At 67.5% G+C, this 16,952-nt stretch carries 14 protein-coding genes and 1 tRNA gene; 3 read left to right on the forward strand and 12 right to left on the reverse strand.

Annotated features, from left to right (window positions below):
* Positions 1-52 precede the first annotated feature (52 nt).
* Positions 53-544: a transcription elongation factor GreA gene (gene greA / locus ABUA28_RS00615; protein WP_349901806.1), complete on the forward strand. Its 492-nt coding sequence runs from the start codon at positions 53-55 to the stop codon at positions 542-544.
* A 25-nt stretch (positions 545-569) separates the two neighbouring features.
* Here the strand turns inward: greA and ilvA are convergent, their stop codons facing one another.
* Positions 570-1,829: a threonine ammonia-lyase gene (gene ilvA, locus ABUA28_RS00620; RefSeq protein ID WP_349901808.1), complete on the reverse strand. Its 1,260-nt coding sequence runs from the start codon at positions 1,827-1,829 to the stop codon at positions 570-572.
* Positions 1,822-2,997: an AI-2E family transporter gene (locus ABUA28_RS00625; protein WP_349901809.1), complete on the reverse strand. Its 1,176-nt coding sequence runs from the start codon at positions 2,995-2,997 to the stop codon at positions 1,822-1,824. The genes ilvA and ABUA28_RS00625 overlap by 8 nt, the downstream gene beginning before the upstream one ends.
* Positions 2,998-3,098: 101 nt before the next feature.
* On the opposite strand from ABUA28_RS00625, the gene ABUA28_RS00630 reads away from it, so the two are divergent.
* Positions 3,099-4,346 (forward strand): winged helix-turn-helix domain-containing protein, encoded by a 1,248-nt coding sequence (locus ABUA28_RS00630; protein WP_349901810.1) that lies wholly within the window; start codon positions 3,099-3,101, stop codon positions 4,344-4,346.
* A gap of 17 nt (positions 4,347-4,363) precedes the next feature.
* Here ABUA28_RS00630 and ABUA28_RS00635 read toward each other — a convergent pair whose 3' ends face one another.
* From ABUA28_RS00635 to ABUA28_RS00665, 7 genes are all read right to left on the reverse strand, one after another.
* Positions 4,364-5,248 carry a M48 family metalloprotease gene (locus tag ABUA28_RS00635; RefSeq protein WP_349901812.1) on the reverse strand — a complete coding sequence of 295 codons (885 nt, stop codon included), beginning with the start codon at positions 5,246-5,248 and terminating at the stop codon, positions 4,364-4,366.
* Positions 5,249-5,323: 75 nt separating this feature from the next.
* Positions 5,324-5,890, reverse strand: a complete 567-nt coding sequence (locus tag ABUA28_RS00640) for a LemA family protein (RefSeq protein ID WP_349901813.1) — start codon at positions 5,888-5,890, stop codon at positions 5,324-5,326.
* Between the two features lie 137 nt (positions 5,891-6,027).
* Entirely contained in the window at positions 6,028-7,395 is a 1,368-nt protein-coding gene (locus tag ABUA28_RS00645) for a GH1 family beta-glucosidase (RefSeq protein ID WP_349901815.1), read from the reverse strand.
* A gap of 14 nt (positions 7,396-7,409) precedes the next feature.
* Positions 7,410-8,744, reverse strand: a complete 1,335-nt coding sequence (locus ABUA28_RS00650) for a D-arabinono-1,4-lactone oxidase (protein ID WP_349901816.1) — start codon at positions 8,742-8,744, stop codon at positions 7,410-7,412.
* Complete coding sequence (locus ABUA28_RS00655; RefSeq protein ID WP_349901818.1) at positions 8,741-9,973, reverse strand: alanine racemase; 1,233 nt, start codon at positions 9,971-9,973, stop codon at positions 8,741-8,743. The genes ABUA28_RS00650 and ABUA28_RS00655 overlap by 4 nt, the downstream gene beginning before the upstream one ends.
* Positions 9,973-11,250, reverse strand: a complete 1,278-nt coding sequence (locus tag ABUA28_RS00660; protein ID WP_349901820.1) for an MFS transporter — start codon at positions 11,248-11,250, stop codon at positions 9,973-9,975. Before ABUA28_RS00660 ends, ABUA28_RS00655 begins: the two co-directional genes overlap by 1 nt.
* Positions 11,247-11,918: a TetR/AcrR family transcriptional regulator gene (locus tag ABUA28_RS00665; RefSeq protein ID WP_349901821.1), complete on the reverse strand. Its 672-nt coding sequence runs from the start codon at positions 11,916-11,918 to the stop codon at positions 11,247-11,249. The genes ABUA28_RS00660 and ABUA28_RS00665 overlap by 4 nt, the downstream gene beginning before the upstream one ends.
* A 201-nt stretch (positions 11,919-12,119) precedes the next feature.
* Here ABUA28_RS00665 and ABUA28_RS00670 point away from each other — a divergent pair, with 201 nt between their 5' ends.
* Entirely contained in the window at positions 12,120-14,255 is a 2,136-nt protein-coding gene (locus tag ABUA28_RS00670) for a hypothetical protein (protein WP_349901822.1), read from the forward strand.
* 10 nt (positions 14,256-14,265) lie between these two features.
* Here the strand turns inward: ABUA28_RS00670 and ABUA28_RS00675 are convergent.
* The 3 genes from ABUA28_RS00675 to ABUA28_RS00685 all read right to left on the reverse strand — a co-directional run bounded on the left by ABUA28_RS00675 (position 14,266) and on the right by ABUA28_RS00685 (position 16,951).
* Positions 14,266-14,339 (reverse strand) — tRNA-Leu (locus tag ABUA28_RS00675).
* Between the two features lie 46 nt (positions 14,340-14,385).
* Positions 14,386-15,705, reverse strand: coding sequence for an NAD(P)/FAD-dependent oxidoreductase (locus ABUA28_RS00680; RefSeq protein ID WP_349901824.1), 1,320 nt, complete (start codon positions 15,703-15,705; stop codon positions 14,386-14,388).
* Positions 15,706-15,718: 13 nt separating this feature from the next.
* Positions 15,719-16,951, reverse strand: a complete 1,233-nt coding sequence (locus tag ABUA28_RS00685) for a S8 family peptidase (RefSeq protein ID WP_349901826.1) — start codon at positions 16,949-16,951, stop codon at positions 15,719-15,721.
* Position 16,952 lies beyond the last annotated feature (1 nt).

A 16,952-nucleotide genomic window follows, 5' to 3' on the forward strand; every position in this document is an offset into this window, starting at 1 on the left:
TCTTTAGCGCAAGGGCCTGGAGATACACCGGCCCTTCTGTGAGGAGTGCACTGTGTCCAATGCATCAGTCGAAACCTGGCTTACTCAGGAGGCTTTCGATCGTCGTACGGCAGAGCTCGAACAGCTCGAGGGCGAAGGTCGCATCGAGATCGCTAAACGAATCGAAGCGGCGCGCGAAGAGGGCGACCTCAAGGAGAACGGCGGCTACCACGCGGCCAAGGAGGAGCAGGGCAAGATGGAGGCGCGCATCCGCGTGCTGACCGAACTGCTGCGCCACGCGACCGTGGGCGAAGCGCCCACCGATACGGATGTCGTGCAGCCTGGAACCGTGGTGACCGCGACCATCCTCGGAGACGAGAGCACCTTCCTGCTCGGAAGCCGCGAGATCGTCGACGAAGACATCGACCTCGACGTCTACAGCGAGGGCAGCCCCCTCGGAACGGCCATCCTCGGCCTCAAGGTCGGCACGAAGACGAGCTACACGGCGCCGAACGGCAAGGAGATCCCGGTCGAGATCCTCAAGGTCGCGCCCTACGAGTACTGAGCGCCCGACCCGCTGAACGGCCCGTTTACTGGGTGGACCCCGCAGACTCCGAGTCGATCCGAGGTTCATAGCCCGCATCGGTGAGGTGCCCGAGCACGCGTTCGACGTGCTCAGGGCCCCTCGTCTCGATGCTGAGCTCCAACTCGACCTCGCTGATCAACGCGTTGCGGCCGTGGCGGGTGTGCAGCACCTCGACGACGTTGGCGTTCGCCTCCGAGATCAGTTCGGCGACGCGTGCGAGCTGGCCAGGCCGGTCGGGGAGCATGAGCCGCAGCTTGAGGTAGCGGTCGGATGCCGCGAGACCGCGGGAGATGACACGCTCCATCACGAGCGGGTCGATGTTGCCGCCGCTCAGGATGGCCACGGTCGTTCCGGAGTTCTGCACGAGCCCCGTGAGGATGGCCGCGACCGAGACGGCACCGGCCGGTTCGACGACGAGCTTCGCGCGTTCGAGCAGCACGAGAAGCGCGCGGGCGATGTCGTCGTCGCTCACCGTGACGACCTCGTCGACCATGGTGCTGATGATGTCGAAGTTGAGTTTCCCCGGCCTGCTCACGGCGATGCCGTCGGCGATCGTCGGCTGGATCGTGATGTCCATCGGCTCCCCCGCGCTCAGCGAAGGAGGATACGACGCGGCGTTCTCCGCCTGCACTCCGACGACTCGCAGGGTTCGCCTCTGGGCGGTGAAGGTCTGCTTGAGCACGCTCGCCACCCCGGAGATGAGTCCGCCACCGCCGATCGGAACGACCACGGTGTCGAGGTTCGGCACCTGGTCGAGGATCTCGAGACCCAGCGTGCCCTGGCCGGCCACGACATCCGGATGGTCGAAGGGTGGGATGAGCACTGCGCCGGTGGACTCGGCGAACTGGGCGGCAGCGCGCAGCGGCTCGTCGACCGTATGGCCGCGCAGGACCACCTCCGCTCCGTATCGGCGGGTGGCCTGGAGCTTGGGCAGTGCGACACCGACCGGCATGAAGATCGTCGACTTGATGCCGAGCTCACGTGCCGCGAGCGCAACGCCCTGGGCGTGGTTACCAGCGGAGGCCGCGACGACGCCCCGCGCACGTTCCTCGTCACTCAACCGGGAGAGTCGGTTGTACGCACCGCGGATCTTGTACGAGCCCGTGCGTTGCAGGCTCTCGCACTTGAGATACACGGATGAGCCGAGCACCTCGGAGAGAAAGAGCGAGCTCTCCATCGGCGTGACACGCGCGACCCGGGAGACGGTCTCCCTCGCCGACGCAAAGTCGGCCAGGGTCGGGCCGACGACTGTGTTCTCAGGCATTGTGCGAAACATCCTTTGGAGTGAAATCAGGAGAGGTGCGCCACTGTCCGCGCGCAATGTAGGTGACGACGACGTTCACCACGGCGACCACGGGGACGGCGAAGAGGGCTCCGGGGATGCCCGCGAGGAATCCACCGGCCGCCACGGCGAAGACCACGGCGAGGGGATGCACCCTCACGGCGCTGCCCATCACGAGCGGTTGCAGCACGTGGCCCTCGATCTGCTGCACAGCGATCACGATGCCGAGCATGATCACGGCGGCGAGCGGGTTGATGTAGATGAGCGCGATGAAGACGGCGAGGATGCCCGTGAACACGGCGCCGACGACGGGAACGAACGATCCGAGGAAGACCGCCACGGCGATGGGGATGACGAGCGGGAATCCGCCGAAGACGAGGCCGAGCACCCAGGCACCGAGCCCGATGCCGACGGCATCCACAAAGGCCACGAGGATCTGCACTCGCACGAAGCTCGTCAGAGTCACCCATCCGGCGCGACCGGCGCCGTCTACCGCCGGGCGTGCCTTACGCGGGAAGAGGCGGACCACCCAGCGCCAGATCCGCGGGCCGTCGATGAGGATGAAGAGCGTGGCGAAGAGTGTGAGCAGCACTCCGGCGAGGAAGCGGCCGGCGGAGGACCCGACGGAGAGCGCGCCGGTGAGCAGCACCTGGCTGTCTCGCTGGAGTGCCTCACCGGCCTGGTTCAGGTACCCCGTGATGTCGGCGTCGGTGAGATGGAGTGGAGAATCGAGCAGGAAGGTCTTGAACTGGTCGTATGCGACGATGCTCTGTTGCTGGAGGTCGGAGAACCCGCTACGCACCTGCAGCACGACGAGCACGACGAGGCCGGCGACGACCGCGATCAGGCCGATCTCGGCGAGGGCGACCGCGAGCCATTTCGGCCAGTGATGCCGAAGCAGAAACTGCACCAGGGGAACGAGAAGTGCGGCCAGCAGAAGCGCAACCATGAGGGGGACGACAATGTCGCGCAGTTGCACGACCAGGTATCCGAAGAGCGCGATGACCGCGACGATCACGAGGATGCGCCAGGACCAGGCCCCGGCGATTCTCACTCCACGGGGGACTGAATCACCGATCGGATCTGAGGCGAGCGACCGAGCGCGCGCAGCGACCTTCGGACCACCGCGCTTCGCTCTGCCCAACACCACCGGTTCAGTCTATGCGCCACCGGCATACGCTCACTGGAATATACCCGTGAGGGAATGTCTGAGACTGACGAGTGTCGGATGCTGCGGCTAGGGTCGAGACGATGGTCATACGCATTTCGCCCACCTCACCAACGGCAGCGCAGGTCTCGGCAGCACAGGCTCGGCGCATCGCGCTGGCGGCGCAGGGGCTGGGGCGGCCCGCGCAACCGAACCCCGGCATCCGGCAGCTCGGCTCGCTTATCGGGCGCCTGGGGCTTCTGCAGCTCGACTCCGTGAACGTGTTCGAGCGCAGCCACTACCTGCCCGTGTTCGCGCGGCTCGGGGCGTACGACAAGGCACAGCTCGATCGGCTGACCTTCGCCAAAAAGGGCCGCTTCATCGAGTACTGGGCGCACGAGGCCGCGGTCATTCCGATCGAGACCTGGCCGCTGCTGCGCTGGAGGATGCGGGACTTCCGTGATCTCGCAGCCCGAGACGACGGCCACTGGTCCGCAGCCAATCGCCCGATGATGGACTGGCTGCTGGCCGAGCTCGCCGACAAGGGGCCGCTGCCCGCGAGCGCGATCGAGCACGACGCCAACAAGCGCAGCGGGCCGTGGTGGGGGTGGTCGGAGGTCAAGACCGGCCTCGAGGTGCTGTTCCGCTGGGGCGAGGTGGTCAGCGGAGGACGCAGCCGCTTCGAGCGCACCTACGCGCTCCCGGAGCAGGTGCTGCCCGCGGAGGTGCTGCGGCGCGAGGTGGCGCCGCACGAGGCGCGAAAGCAGCTCCTCGCCCACGCGGCCCGTGCGCACGGCATCGGCACGGCATCCGATCTCGCCGACTACTTCCGGCTGAAGCGTGCGCAGGCGATACCCGCCATCCAGGAACTGGTCGATGAAGGGGAATTGCTGCCCGTGACGGTGCCCGGCTGGAAACAGGGCGCCTACCTGCACCGGGATGCCCGCGCGCCGCGCAGGATCGAGACCGCGGCCCTGCTCTCCCCGTTCGACCCCGTGGTGTGGGAGCGGGCACGGGCGGAGCGCCTGTTCGGATTTCACTACCGTATCGAGATCTATACGCCGAAGCCCAAGCGGGTGTTCGGCTACTACGTGCTGCCACTGCTCATCGACGACCGCCTCGTGGGCCGCGTCGACCTCAAGAGCGACCGCCAGAACGGGGTTCTACGGGTGCAGGCTGCGTGGAGAGAAGCGGATGCTGCGCTCAGCGAGAGCGAGACCGCCGCGCGTCTCGCGCCGCTGCTGCGCCAGACCGCGGCGTGGCAGGGGCTCGGCGAGATCGAGGTCATGGACCGGGGCACGCTCGCCGGGGCCGCCGCAGCGGAGCTCGGGGTCACTCTGACCCGCGAGTAACCAGCGGGTAGCGAGTACTAGAACTCGCCGCCGATCTTGTGCAGCCGTGCGATGCGGTCCTCGAGCGGCGGGTGGGTGCTGAACAGGCGGCTCATCATGCCGGGCTTGTTCGGGTCGGAGATCCACAGGTGTGACATGGTGGAGTTCTGGCGCTGCATCGGCCTGCCGTACTGGCCGAGCTTCGCGAGCGCGCTCGCCAGTTCATCGGGGTTGCGGGTGGTCATCGCGCTCGTGGCATCCGCGAGGTACTCGCGCTGGCGAGAGATTGCCGCCTGCACGACCGCGGCCACGAGCGGCGCAACGATCATCGCCACGATTCCGAAGATCAGCACGATCGGGTTGCCGCCGCTGTTGTTGCGGTTGCGACCGCCACCGAAGAAGGCCAGACGCACAAACATGTCGGCGATGAAACCCACCGCCACCACGAGCCCGAACACGATCATCGAGACGCGGGTGTCGTAGTTCTGCACGTGGCCCATCTCGTGGGCCATGACGCCCTCGAGCTCCGCGTCGTCCATGAGATCGAGCAGACCGGTCGTGGCCGCGACGATCGCGTGCTGCGGGTCACGCCCTGTCGCGAAGGCGTTCGGCGCAGGGTCACCCACGATGAACACCCGCGGCATCGGAATTCCGTCGGTGATCGCCAGGTTCTCGACGATGCGGTACAGCCGGGGATTGTCCGCCTTCTGGATCTCCTGCCCACCGGCCATCGAGACGGCGAGCCTCGATGCCGCAAAGTACTGGATGACCGCGTAGACCGTGGCGATGACGAGCGTGGCGATCGTGATCGTCCAGCTCTTGTAGACGTAGCCCGCCAGCCACCCGAGCGCACCGATGATCACGATGAACAGCAGGATGATGAAGACGGTGTTGCGCTTGTTCTTCGCTATGGCTCTATACATGGATTCCTGCTGTCACAACGCCGGGATGGTCTCGATACGCTCGCTGGCGCCCGCTATTCGACCAGCGTAGGAGGGTCAGAACTGCACGCGCGGCGGCTCTGCGATGGCGGCGGAATCCGCCACCTCGAAGAAGTCGCGCTCGGTGAAGCCGAGGCCGCGCACGAAGAGCGTGTTCGGGAAGGTCTTGATCTTGGTGTTGAGCTCGCGCACGCCGCCGTTGTAGAAGCGACGTGACGCCTGGATCTTGTCCTCGGTGTCGACGAGCTCGCCCTGCAACTGCAGGAAGTTCTGGTTCGCCTGCAGCTGCGGGTAGGCCTCTGCGACGGCGAAGATGCTCTTCAGGGCGGACTGCATGTGGTTCTCGGCGACCGCGGCATCCGCCGGAGTGCTGGCGCTGATCGTTTCGGCGCGCGCTTTGGTGACCGCCTCGAAGACTCCTCTTTCGTGCGCCGCATAGCCCTTGACGCTCTCGATGAGGTTCGGGATGAGGTCGGCACGGCGCTTGAGCTGCACTGTGATGTCGCTCCACGCCTCGTCCACGCGCACGTTGAGACGAACGAGCCCGTTGTATGTGCTCCACAGATAGATGCCGACGATGACGACGATCAGGACAATAATTCCGACGACGACGAGTAGATCCATGCTGCGGGCTCCTTCGGGCCTTGTGCCACTTGTGTGACCACTATAACCAAGCGATCAGTCACTCTCACTCACCGCGCATGAAGCTCAAGGTCAACTCATGGTCGTTGCCCAGCACCACCCCTCGTTTGCGCGGAGGACTACCGTGCAGCGAGCAGCCGCTGCAGCCAACGGAAGGAGGCCTTGGGCGTGCGCTGGAGGGTGTCGAAATCGACGTGCACGAGCCCGAACCGCTGGCCGAAACCGGCCGCCCACTCCCAGTTGTCGAGCAGCGACCACACGTAATACCCGCGCAGGTCGATACCCGGGACACCGGCCACAGCCGCGGCGAGGTGATCGGCGAGATAGGCGAGGCGAGCGGCATCGTTGACGCTGCCATCGGAGGCTCTCTCATCGGCGAAACTCGCGCCGCCCTCAGTGATGTACACGGGCGGTAGCGCATCGCCGTAGCGCTCGGCGAGCTCTCGCAGGGCCACCGTGAGGTACCCGGGCGCAATCGGCCAGCCGAACCCGGTCTGATCGAACTCGGGCCACGGCGCGAGCGAGAACGGCACCCCGCGCATCGCTGCCGCGTCGCCATCCGGTGTGGACACATCCCTTGCTGCGCCGGCTCGGATGCGCGTGGGCATGTAGTAATTGAGGCCGTAGAACTCCAACGGCTGCGAGATGATCGCGAGGTCGGCCGGGTCGACCTCGCGCAGAAACCGGAACAGCCCGCGAGCGCCGAACGGCGGTGTCGGGTAGCGGCCGAGCAGCACGGGGTCGGCGAAGATCCGGTTGTGCAGCAGATCGAACACGCGCGCGAACAGCCGGTCGAACGGGTTGCGTGAGGCCGGAACGACCGGCGAGTGCACGTTCGAGATACCGATGCCACCACGCACGCCCGCGGCGCGGAGCGCCTGCAGCGCGAGTCCGTGGCCCAGGAGCTGATGATGCGCACTCGGGAGCGCGTCGAAGAGCAGTTCCTCCCCCGGTGCATGGAGCCCGAGCCCGTAGCCATTCAGCGTCACGGTGGTCGGCTCGTTGATGGTGACCCAGGCATCCACGCGGTCGCCGAACGCTTCGCCCGCGAGCGAGGCATAGTCGGCGAGACGGTAGGCGGTGTCTCGGTTCATCCAGCCGCCTGCCCGCTGCAGCGGCTCGGGTGTGTCCCAATGGTAGAGCGTCGCCATGGGTCGGATGCCCGCGGCCAGCAGCTCGTCGATCAGCCGGTCATAGAAGGCGAGGCCTTCGCGCTTCGCGGCGCCCGTTCCCGTGGGTTGAACGCGCGGCCATCCGATCGAGAACCGGTACGAGTCCACGCCCAGCTCGCGCATGAGGGCGACATCGTCACGGTAGCGGTGATAGTGGTCGTCCGCGATCTGGGCGGTGCTGCCGTCCTGGATGCGGCCGGGCTGGGCCATGAAGGTGTCCCAGGTGGATGCGCCACGACCGCCCTCGCGCACCGCTCCCTCGATCTGGAACGCGGCGGTCGCCACGCCCACCGTGAAGTCGGCTGGAAGGCTCACCGCGCGCGGCTCGCTCACGCTCCGAGCACGCGATCCAGGTAGGGGTTCGTGAAGACCCGGTCGGGGTCGAGGCGATCCCGCACGGCGACGAAGTCCTTGTGATGCGGGTAGAGCGCGGAGAGCGAGGCGGCATCCTGGTAGTGGATCTTGCCCCAGTGCGGTCTGCCCTCGTGACCGCGCATGATCTGCTCGACCGCGCGGAAATACTCGTGATGGTCCTCGCGGAAGTAGCGATGGACCGCGATGTAGCCGCTCGGCCTGTCCGACGCCGTGGAGAGCCACAGTTCGTCCGGTGCCGCTGCCCGCACCTCGATCGGGAACGAGATGCGCCACCCGCGATTCTCGATCAGGGCGCGTACTTCGCGCAGTGCCTCGGGGACGGCCTCCCGGGGAAGGGCGTATTCCATCTCTGTGAAACGCACCCTGCGCGGCGAGACGAACACCTCGGTTGAGGTGTCGGTGAAGTCACGATTGCCCGTGAGGCGGGTCGCGAGCCGGTTGATCGGCGGTGTGACGGCGGGCATGACACGGCCGAGGGTGCAGATGGCGGCCAGAAGCGTGTTCGAGACGACCCGGTCATCCATCCACTCCTCGACGATGCCGAGCGGATGCCGTTCGGCGTCCGCGGGCATCCGGGTGTTGGTCTTGGTGAGCGCCGTGTCGGTGTGCGGAAACCAGTAGAACTCGAAGTGATCGACCGCCTCGACCCTCGCGCCGAAGCTCTCGAGCACGCCCTCGAGGGGTTCCGGTCGCTCCCTCGCCTGGAGCACGAAGGCGGGGACGCACTGGAGCGTGATGTCGACGAGGATGCCGAGGGCACCGAGTCCGAGACGTGCGGCGGGAAGAAGCTCGGCGTTCTCGGTCTCGCTGACCGTGAGCAGCGTGCCTTCGGCGGTGACGAGGGTGACCGCGACGATCTGGGCGGCGAGCCCGCGAAAAGCCGCGCCGGTGCCGTGGGTTCCCGTGGAGGTCGCGCCGCTGATGGTCTGGCGGTCGATGTCGCCGAGGTTCTCCATGGCGAGGCCGTGCGGTGCCAGCAGCGCCGGAATGTCGTAAAGGTGGGTTCCGGCTGCGAGCCGCACCCGCCCGGCCGCGGCGTCGACGCCGAGCAGCCCGCTGAGCCCCGAGAGCTCGAGCTGGATTCCCGGGGCCACCGCGATACCGGTAAAGCTGTGCCCAGCCCCGACGGTCTTCACTCCCATCCCCAACTCGCGCGCCTGACGCACGATCGCGACGACCTCATCCGCGCTCGTCGGGCGGGCGACGCCGAAGGGCCGAATGCTCTCGGACCGCCCCCAGTTGCGCCATCGTCTCCCGTGTTCGAAGACCGTCAGCTCCTCCGCTGTCACAGAAAGACCTTTCCCTCTCCTCGATAGGTCGGCAGTCGATCCACGACCCGGTCGTCGTCGACGAGCAGGAACTCGTCGAGGTGCTCGGCCAGTTCCCCCGCCTTGGTGTGCCGAAGCCACGCGCGATCGCCCACCCTGAGCGCCGCCGCGTTCGCACCGGTGACCGGCGTCTGCACCTCACCCGCCATTTCCCTGGCGACCATTGTGAGTCCCTCCGGCCAGGCGATGACCGGCAGTCGATCGATCGCGGGAGGGCCGGATGCGATCCAGCCGCCGCCGTGCAGGGTCGCCATCTGCGGAGTGGGCTTGCGCACCACCGAGAGGGCGAACGCCGCCGCGGGGGCCGGGGAGAACCTCGTGTAGTGATCGAAGAGGTGCGGGCCGAACAGGCCGCTGCCCGCGCCGATCTCGGTCACGGCCTCTTCGGCGCTCGTCGTCTCGAGCGACCCCGTTCCCCCGCCGTTGACGAACTCGAGCTCGGCGACCTCCCGCACGGTCGCGACGGCCTCGGCCCTGCGCACCGCGAGCTCGCGCGCGGACTGCTTCTGCATCCAGCGCACGATCGCGCCCATCGCGGGCTTGCCCTCCGGCCGGTCCACGGTTCCGGCGATCTGCCCCTCGTAGGCCATCATGCCGACCAGGCGGAAGCCGGGGCGTTTCGCGATCGTCTCTGCGAAGGCTCGGGCATCCGCCGGGGTGAACAGCGGTGAGCGGTAGGTGCCCAGGTGTCCGAGAAGCCTGGACTCCAGGCTTGCGTCGAGTTCGAGGGCGACGCGGATCTCGGCGCGCCTGCCCGGCGGCACCACGGCATCCATGAAGTCGAGCTGCTCGACCGAGTCGACCATGATGGCGACGCGCGAGGCGAGCTTCTCATCGCTGGCGAGCCTGCGGAGGGCGGCGCGATCGGCCGTAGGGTAAGCAACCACGACGTCATCGTGATCCTCGGCGAGCCAGAGCCCCTCCGCAAGCGTGTAGGCAAGGATGCCACTGAAACCGGGCAGGGCGAGCACGGCATCGATGACCGCGCGCACCCGCACAGACTTACTGGCGACGCGGATGGTCGTGCCGGATGCCCGCTCCAGCATGCTGTGGGCATTGGCCGCGAGCGCCTGCAGCGAGATCACGCCGTAGGGCGGGTCGTAGTCCGCGGTCGCGGCGGTGAGCCCGGGCCAATAGCGTGAGGGCTCATGCCAGGGGGCGTTCGTCTGGGGAGTGAGGGCGATGACCATCAGCGAACCGATCTGATGGGGAGCACGGCGAGAGCGCCGAGAACGGTGGTGACCGCCGCGAGGATGAACAACCCCTGGAAGCCGACGAGCACAGCGACGATGAACGCCCCGAGCAGCGGCGCGAGCGCCTGGGGAACCGCGGTGGCGATGTTCATGATGCCGAGATCCTTTCCGCGGTTCTGGGCGGCGGGGAGCACCTGGGTCGCAAGCGCCTGGTCGACCGAGAGGAAGCATCCGTAGCCGAGCCCGAGCAGCCCGGCTGCGACCATGGCGACGCCAAGGTCGGGCACGAGGGCAAGCAGCAACGCCGCGACCGCCTGCAGCGCGGACGCCGTGAAGACGAACATCTTGCGTCGGCCGAGGCGATCCGAGAGCTTGCCGAGGAAGAGGGAGGCGAGCACGACGAACGCCATGTAGATGAGGATCAGCACGAGCAGGTCGTCTTCTGCGTTCTTGTCATTCAGCCCGAACTGCAGGAAGTAGAGCAGCATCGTCGTGCCGAAGGCGTTGCCGAGATTGACCAGAATACGGCTGAGCAACGTCCAGCCGAAGTCCGGGTAGCGGCGCGGACTGATCCAGAACCCCTCGATGAGGCTCCTGAGGCCGAGCGGTTCGCGGTCCTCTTTACTGAGCACGGCATCCGGGGTCCAGAGCGCGAACGGCAGCACCAGGAGCACGAGCAGCACGGCGAGCACCGTGTACCCGGCGAGCTGTCCGGTGATGACAGTCGTGACGAGCATCACGCCCAGCACGGTGCCGATCGCCTGGGGCGCCGAGATCCAGCCCGAGACGTAGCCGCGCTGGTTCACGGGAACCTGGTCGGAGATCGTGGCAGTGAGCGCCGCGGTGAGCACACAGAAACCGATGAGCGCGAGCGACCAGAAGACACCGACCCCGACGAGGCTGTGCTGGAGACCGAGCAGGACCAGCGCGAGGGCAAAAAGCAGTGCGCCACCGAGGATCCAGGGCCGCCGCCTGCCGAAGCGGGAGGTCGTGCGGTCCGAGAGCGCGCCGGTGAGCGGGTAGGCGACGAGGGCGCAGACGCCGGCGATTCCGGAGATGACGCCGAAGGCGACGACGTTGTCGACCCAGGAGCTGCTGCGGATCTGCGCGGAGACCTGGTTGGGCAGCAGGAGCTGCACGGGCGCGAGCTGTGCCATCCAGATGCCGAGCCAGGCAGTCGCGAAGACCGTGATCCATCTGCTCGTGACCGCGCGATCCGGTTCGGCGAGCGCGGCTGGTGCTCCGGTCTCTGTCTGGGGCTGGGGTGAGGTCATGCGCTGTGCTCCTCGATCGTGCTCGGGTGGCGCTCGGATGGGGTGGGCAGTTCTGCTGCGGGGCGCAGGTGCGCGGTCGAGCGCGCAAACGCGGCCAGGGCATCCGCGATCGAGTCCATGAGCCTCGCGGCTGCCGCGTCGTCACGGTCGGCAAGCCAGCTGAGAGTGAGTCCGTCGGTGAGTGCGACGGCCAGGCGTGCGAGGTCGGCGAGGGGGATCGTCCACTCGATACCCGCGTGCTGCGCGCCGGCCAGAAGCACCTCGGTGACCACGCGGTGGTAGCTGTCGTATTGGTGGCGCGGGAGGTCTGACAGGGCCGGCGTGCGCAGCGCGTAGTGAAACAGCTCGAACATCGCCTGCTCGCGACCAGGATCGGAGACGACGAGATCGAAGTACGCCTGGATGCCGGCCCGGATAGCCGAGCGGGCGTCCGCGCCGGGCCGAAGCGAGGCCAGGATGACGAGCCGCTCCTCGTCGACCACGAAGGAGACGAGTTCGCGGATCATGTCGTCTCGAGAGCGGAACGCGTAGTGGAAGCTGGCCAGCGGCATCCGTGCCTCTGCGGCGATCGCGCGGGTCGTGGCTGCGGCGAGACCTTCCCTGGCAATCACCCGGACGGCGGCGCGCACGATGGCGGCGCGTCGTGCGTCAGAGGACAATCGCGTCATTGCGGTCTCGTGTTCTTGGGTCGTATCCGTCGGTCTGCTGATCGGTCTGCTGATCAGTTCAGCGAAGTGGGTCAGTTGTCCCAGTCACCTGACTAAGAATAGTGTCCTCATTTCGCTTCCGCGTCAATGCTGTCGCTGAAATGGAGGGGGTGTAACGATCGGTTTGACAGCAGCGCAAATGCCTAGCTAAATGGAAGTACGGTGCAGCCCTCCCCTCCGAACGCGTCCAGGCGTTCGTTTCGCGATTGCGGAGCGAGCGGACTTCGACGACGCACGATCCGGGGCATCCTGGGCTCGATCGCGGTGGTCAGCGCGGTGGTTCTCTCGCTGTGGGGAGTCGGCATCGGCGAGGCGGTCGCAGACCCGGCTACGCTTGCGCCTCCCACCCCGGCCGCCACCGCAACGACACTCATCACGACGCCCGCCGACGGCGCGTTCGAAGGCAGGAACTCCTTCGCGGTGAGCGGGACCAAGGATGCCGACGGCACGGTCGTGGTCACCGCGACGGATGCGGCGGGCAAGACAACCACCGTGTGTGCCGCGACGAATCCGACGGCCGACGAACTCGGCTGGAGCTGCACCGCCACCGCTGTGCCGAACGGAAAGAAAGTCTCCCTCGTCGCCACCCAGACTCTCGCGGCGGATTCCAGCACGACGTCGACGAGCATCACCCTCAGCGTGCTCGGCGCCCCGAGCCTCGACGGCGCTGGGTCCTTCGTCACGCCCGGGATAGTGTCCGGCGGCGCCATCACCGGCAACTTCGTGACGGTCACGGTGTCGAATCCCTCGGCCGCGGGCTGCACGTCCGGAGTCGTGAACGGCTACTGGTCCTGCAGCATCAAGGCGCCATCCGGAACCTATACGGTCACGGCACACCAGTCGTGGACCTCGGGAAGCACGCAACACTCCGAGGAGTCCGCGCCGCAGCACGTGACCGTGGACAAGGACAGGCCCGCCCAGCCCGTCGTCACCTCCCCGAAGGCCGACTCACGCGTGACCAGGCAGCCGGTGACCTTCTCGGGCACCGGTGAGACGCTCGGCTTTCTCAACGTCTACGTCGATGCGAGCCCGGTGTGCGGCGCGAGCGTCGACGGTTCGGGGCACTGGAGCTGCTCCGCCTCCGGGATCTCGAATGGCACGCACGCCGTGCAGGCCATCCAGAGTGACCTCGCGGGCAACTTCAGCGACCCCAGTCCACCCGTGAAGGTGTACTTCGGGCCGAAGGCGGCAGCACCGCCCGTCGTGCCCCCGAAGAACACGACGCCGAACAGCCCATCGCCCGAGAGCCCCTCGCCGACCCCGACCCCGGCACCCGGATCATCCGCCCCGCCGGTTCCCTACGTTCCCGGATCGGGCGCACCGCCGCCGACGTTGCACGAGGCACTCACCAACTGGGGAACCCCCACGAGTTTCGGCACCAGACTGCCCACCCTTGCCGATACCCTCGCGGGCGGCGGATGGTGGCTGGCCCTCCCCTTCGCGCTGAGCCTGCTCCTGTTGGTGGCGCTCCCGCTTCGGCTACTCGCCTCGAGCCTGCGCGGTCGAGTGCGCCTGCCGATGACGAAACTCACCGGCAGGAACCAGCAGCCCGGGCCGGATGAGGAGCTCGCTCCGCCGAATCCGTGGCTCCTGGGTGCCGTGCCGCTTGCCGCCGCCGCGGGCTTCGTGGTGCTCGCCTCCGGGGTCAACGGTGAGGTGCGCTTCGTGCGGCTGCTCGCCGCCGTCGGCATCGGGCTCGCGCTGCTCAACGTGGTCGGCGTGGCCGTGAGTACGCGCCTGTCCGGACGGCTCCAGGGGGTGACCGGGCGGCTCAGGTTCCTGCCGTCGCTGCTGCTGGCCGCAACGCTCCTCGCGATGTTCTCCCGGTTGAGCGGCGTCAATCCGCCCCTCGTGGCCGGCGTGCTGATCGGAGTGGGCTTCGCGGGCGTGTCCGCGGCGCGTCCGCGCGGCATCGCGAACCTCGTCGAGGTGGGCTCGATCACCGTTCTCGCCACGACCGCCTGGTTCGTCTACCAGTGGTTGAGGCCGCTCGAGGGCTTCTGGGGCAATCTCACCCTCGAGATCCTGGCCACGGTGTGCCTCGCCGGGCTCGGCTCCGCGCTGGTGCTCCTGATCCCGCTCGGACGCCTGCCCGGCCGCGTGATCTTCGAGTGGTCGGCGCTCGCGTGGGCGGGCATCCTGCTCGTCGTCGCGGTACTCGCCTGGGTGATCGCGCTCGACGGAAACCTCACGAACCTCCCCACGCTCGGCGCCTTCGCGATGGTCGCGGGTGGGTTCACCGCTCTGTGCGTCGCAGTGTGGGCCTGGGTGCGCTACGTGGAGCCCGCCGAGGCGTAGTCGATGAGCGTGCCCCCGGTGGGACTTGAACCCACACTCGGACGATTTTAAGTCGTCTGCCTCTGCCAATTGGGCTACGGGGGCGGGCGCACTGCACTCGCTCCCAAAGTTTATGGGCAGGAGCGGATGCTTAAGCCTTCGGCCGCGAGGCGAACTTCTGGAAATAGGCCTGCGGGTCTTCGCGTGCCTCGAGCGAGACGATGTCGCGACGCAGCAGGAAGTTCAGGATCCAGCCCGCGAACACGCGGGTCTTGCGCTCCCACATCGGGATCGCGAGGCCGTGGTAGCCGCGGTGCATCGTCCAGGCGAGGAAGCCCGTGATGGCGATCTTGCCGGACTGGAACACACCGGTTCCGAGCCCGATGCCGGCGACAGCACCCTGGTTCTTGTGGAAGTACTCGCGCGGAAGCTCGCCACGCAGCTGCGCGGTGATGTTCTTCGCGAGCAGCTTGCCCTGGCGGACGGCGTGCTGGGCGTTCGGAACACAGAAGCCGCCGACACCACCACCCGTGAGGTCTGGGACGGCACTGACATCGCCGGCGCCCCAGGCATCCGCGACGACCCCGTCGTCGTTGATCACGCGCAGGTCGGCCTGAACGCGAAGGCGTCCGCGCTCCTCGACCGGCAGGTCGGTGCCCCGCAGGACCGGGTTGGCCATGACGCCCGCGGTCCAGACGATGATGTCCGACTCGAACGACTCGCCGGTGGACAGCTCGATTGTGCCATCCACCGCAGAGGTGAGCTGCGTGTCCAGGTGCACCTCTGCGCCGCGCTGGGCGAGGTTCTTGAGCACCCAGTGGCTCGTCTTGAGCGAGACCTCCGGCATGATGCGCCCCATGGCCTCGATGAGGTGGAAGTGCGTGTCGTCGAAGGTGAGCGAGGGGTAATACTGCAGGAGCGAGCTCGCGAAACTGCGCAGCTCGCCGAAGATCTCGATGCCCGCGAAGCCACCACCGACGACGGTCACCGTGAGGAGGCGGTCGCGCTCGGGGCCCGCGGGCAGGAGGGCCGCGCGATCGAAGTTGGTGAGGAGGCGGTCGCGAACGGCGACGGCCTCTTCGATGCTCTTCATACCGATTGCTTCATCGGCCACGCCGGGGATCGGGAAGGTGCGCGAGACAGAGCCGGCGGTGACCACGACGATGTCGTAATCCAGAGTCCAGGGCTCGCCGATTGCGGGGGTGATGGTCGCGGTCTTCGACGCGTGGTCGATGCCGGTCACGGATGCCGTGATGACGGTGGTCTTGTCGAGGTGACGACGCTGCGAGACGACCGCGTGACGCGGTTCGATGGACCCCGCCGCGACCTCCGGGAGGAAGGGCTGGTAGGTCATGTAGGGAAGCGGGTCGACGATTGTGACTTCTGCTTCACCCGGCCTCAGCTGCTTTTCGAGTTTGAGAGCTGTATAGAATCCGGCGTAGCCGCCGCCAACGATAAGGATTTTGGGCACGACGTACAATCTACTACTCGCGCCGCGCTCCCCTGAAGTTGAGAATTGCTCTACGCGTAACGAAAACGAGCAGGGTGGCGACGAGCAGGTAGATCAGAATCGGCAGACCGACGTTCCTCAGGGACTCGATCGAGGGCAGCACCGTGCCGAGCGGATTCATCGGTGCAGCCGCCTGCGTCGGCTGCGGAACCGGCGCAGTGGCACTGGCCTCGCTCGGCCCCGGAGTGGCCGCGGCACGCCGATACAGGCGGATCCACTCCTTCAGCTGGTCCGCCGGGTTCGCCTTGACGAGCGGGACATTCGCGGTCACCGCCGCAGCCGCATTCACGAGTCCGTAACCGTAGGTGGGGTTCGGCACGGTGCCGACACCCTTCGCGGTGGCGGTGAGCCGGTTGATCACGTTCCCCGCATCGAGCTTCGGATGCGCGGCACGCACGAGCGCGACGATTCCGGCCACGATCGGGGTCGCCCCGCTCGTCCCGGACCAGGTGTAGTAGCCGCCACCCGGAGCCGCACCGACCAGGTCCTCGCTCGGCGCAGACACCGCGATCGTGATGCCCTGGGACGACGCGTCGAAGCTCGCCTTGCCATTGCGGTCCACTCCGCCCACCACGAGCACCCCCGGCATCGTGGCCGGAGCGCCCACCTCGGTGGTTCCGCTCCCCCGGTTGCCCGCGGCCGCGACGATCACCACGTCGTGCTCCATCGCGTAGAGGAACGCGGAGTCCCAACTCGTCGGCCAGTCCAGCGTGTTGCGGGTGAGCGACATGTTGATCACGCTCGCGCCGTGGTCGACGGCCCAGCGCACCGCGGAGGCGATCTGGTCATCCGAGTCCACGGTGCCGACGCCGAAGCCCACCGAGATCGACAGCAGTCTCGCCTCCGGAGCGACACCGATGATGCCGTCGCCCGGGCCGTGGCCGTGGCCGGCGAGGAGCGAGGCGACCATGGTGGCGTGCTCGGACTCGCTGCCCACGGGAGTCTGGCCGTTCGCCGCTCCGACGCCCGAGACATCCGTGCCGCCCACGACGGTGCCGGTGAGGTCGGGGTGCGATCCGTCGACCCCCGTATCGATGATCGCCACGGTGACGCCAGCGCCCTTGGTGGTCTTCCAGGCCTGGCTGATGCCATAGCTGGAGAGCCAGTACTCGCGACCCCGCACGGTGTCTGCCGAGGCCGGCTGCGCCACGAGAACCAGGGATGCCGTGAGCACGGCCGTGAGCACCGAGGCGACGACCCTGCGCATC

The organism is Parafrigoribacterium humi (assembly GCF_040227205.1).
Taxonomy (GTDB): Bacteria; Actinomycetota; Actinomycetes; order Actinomycetales; family Microbacteriaceae; genus Parafrigoribacterium_A; species Parafrigoribacterium_A humi.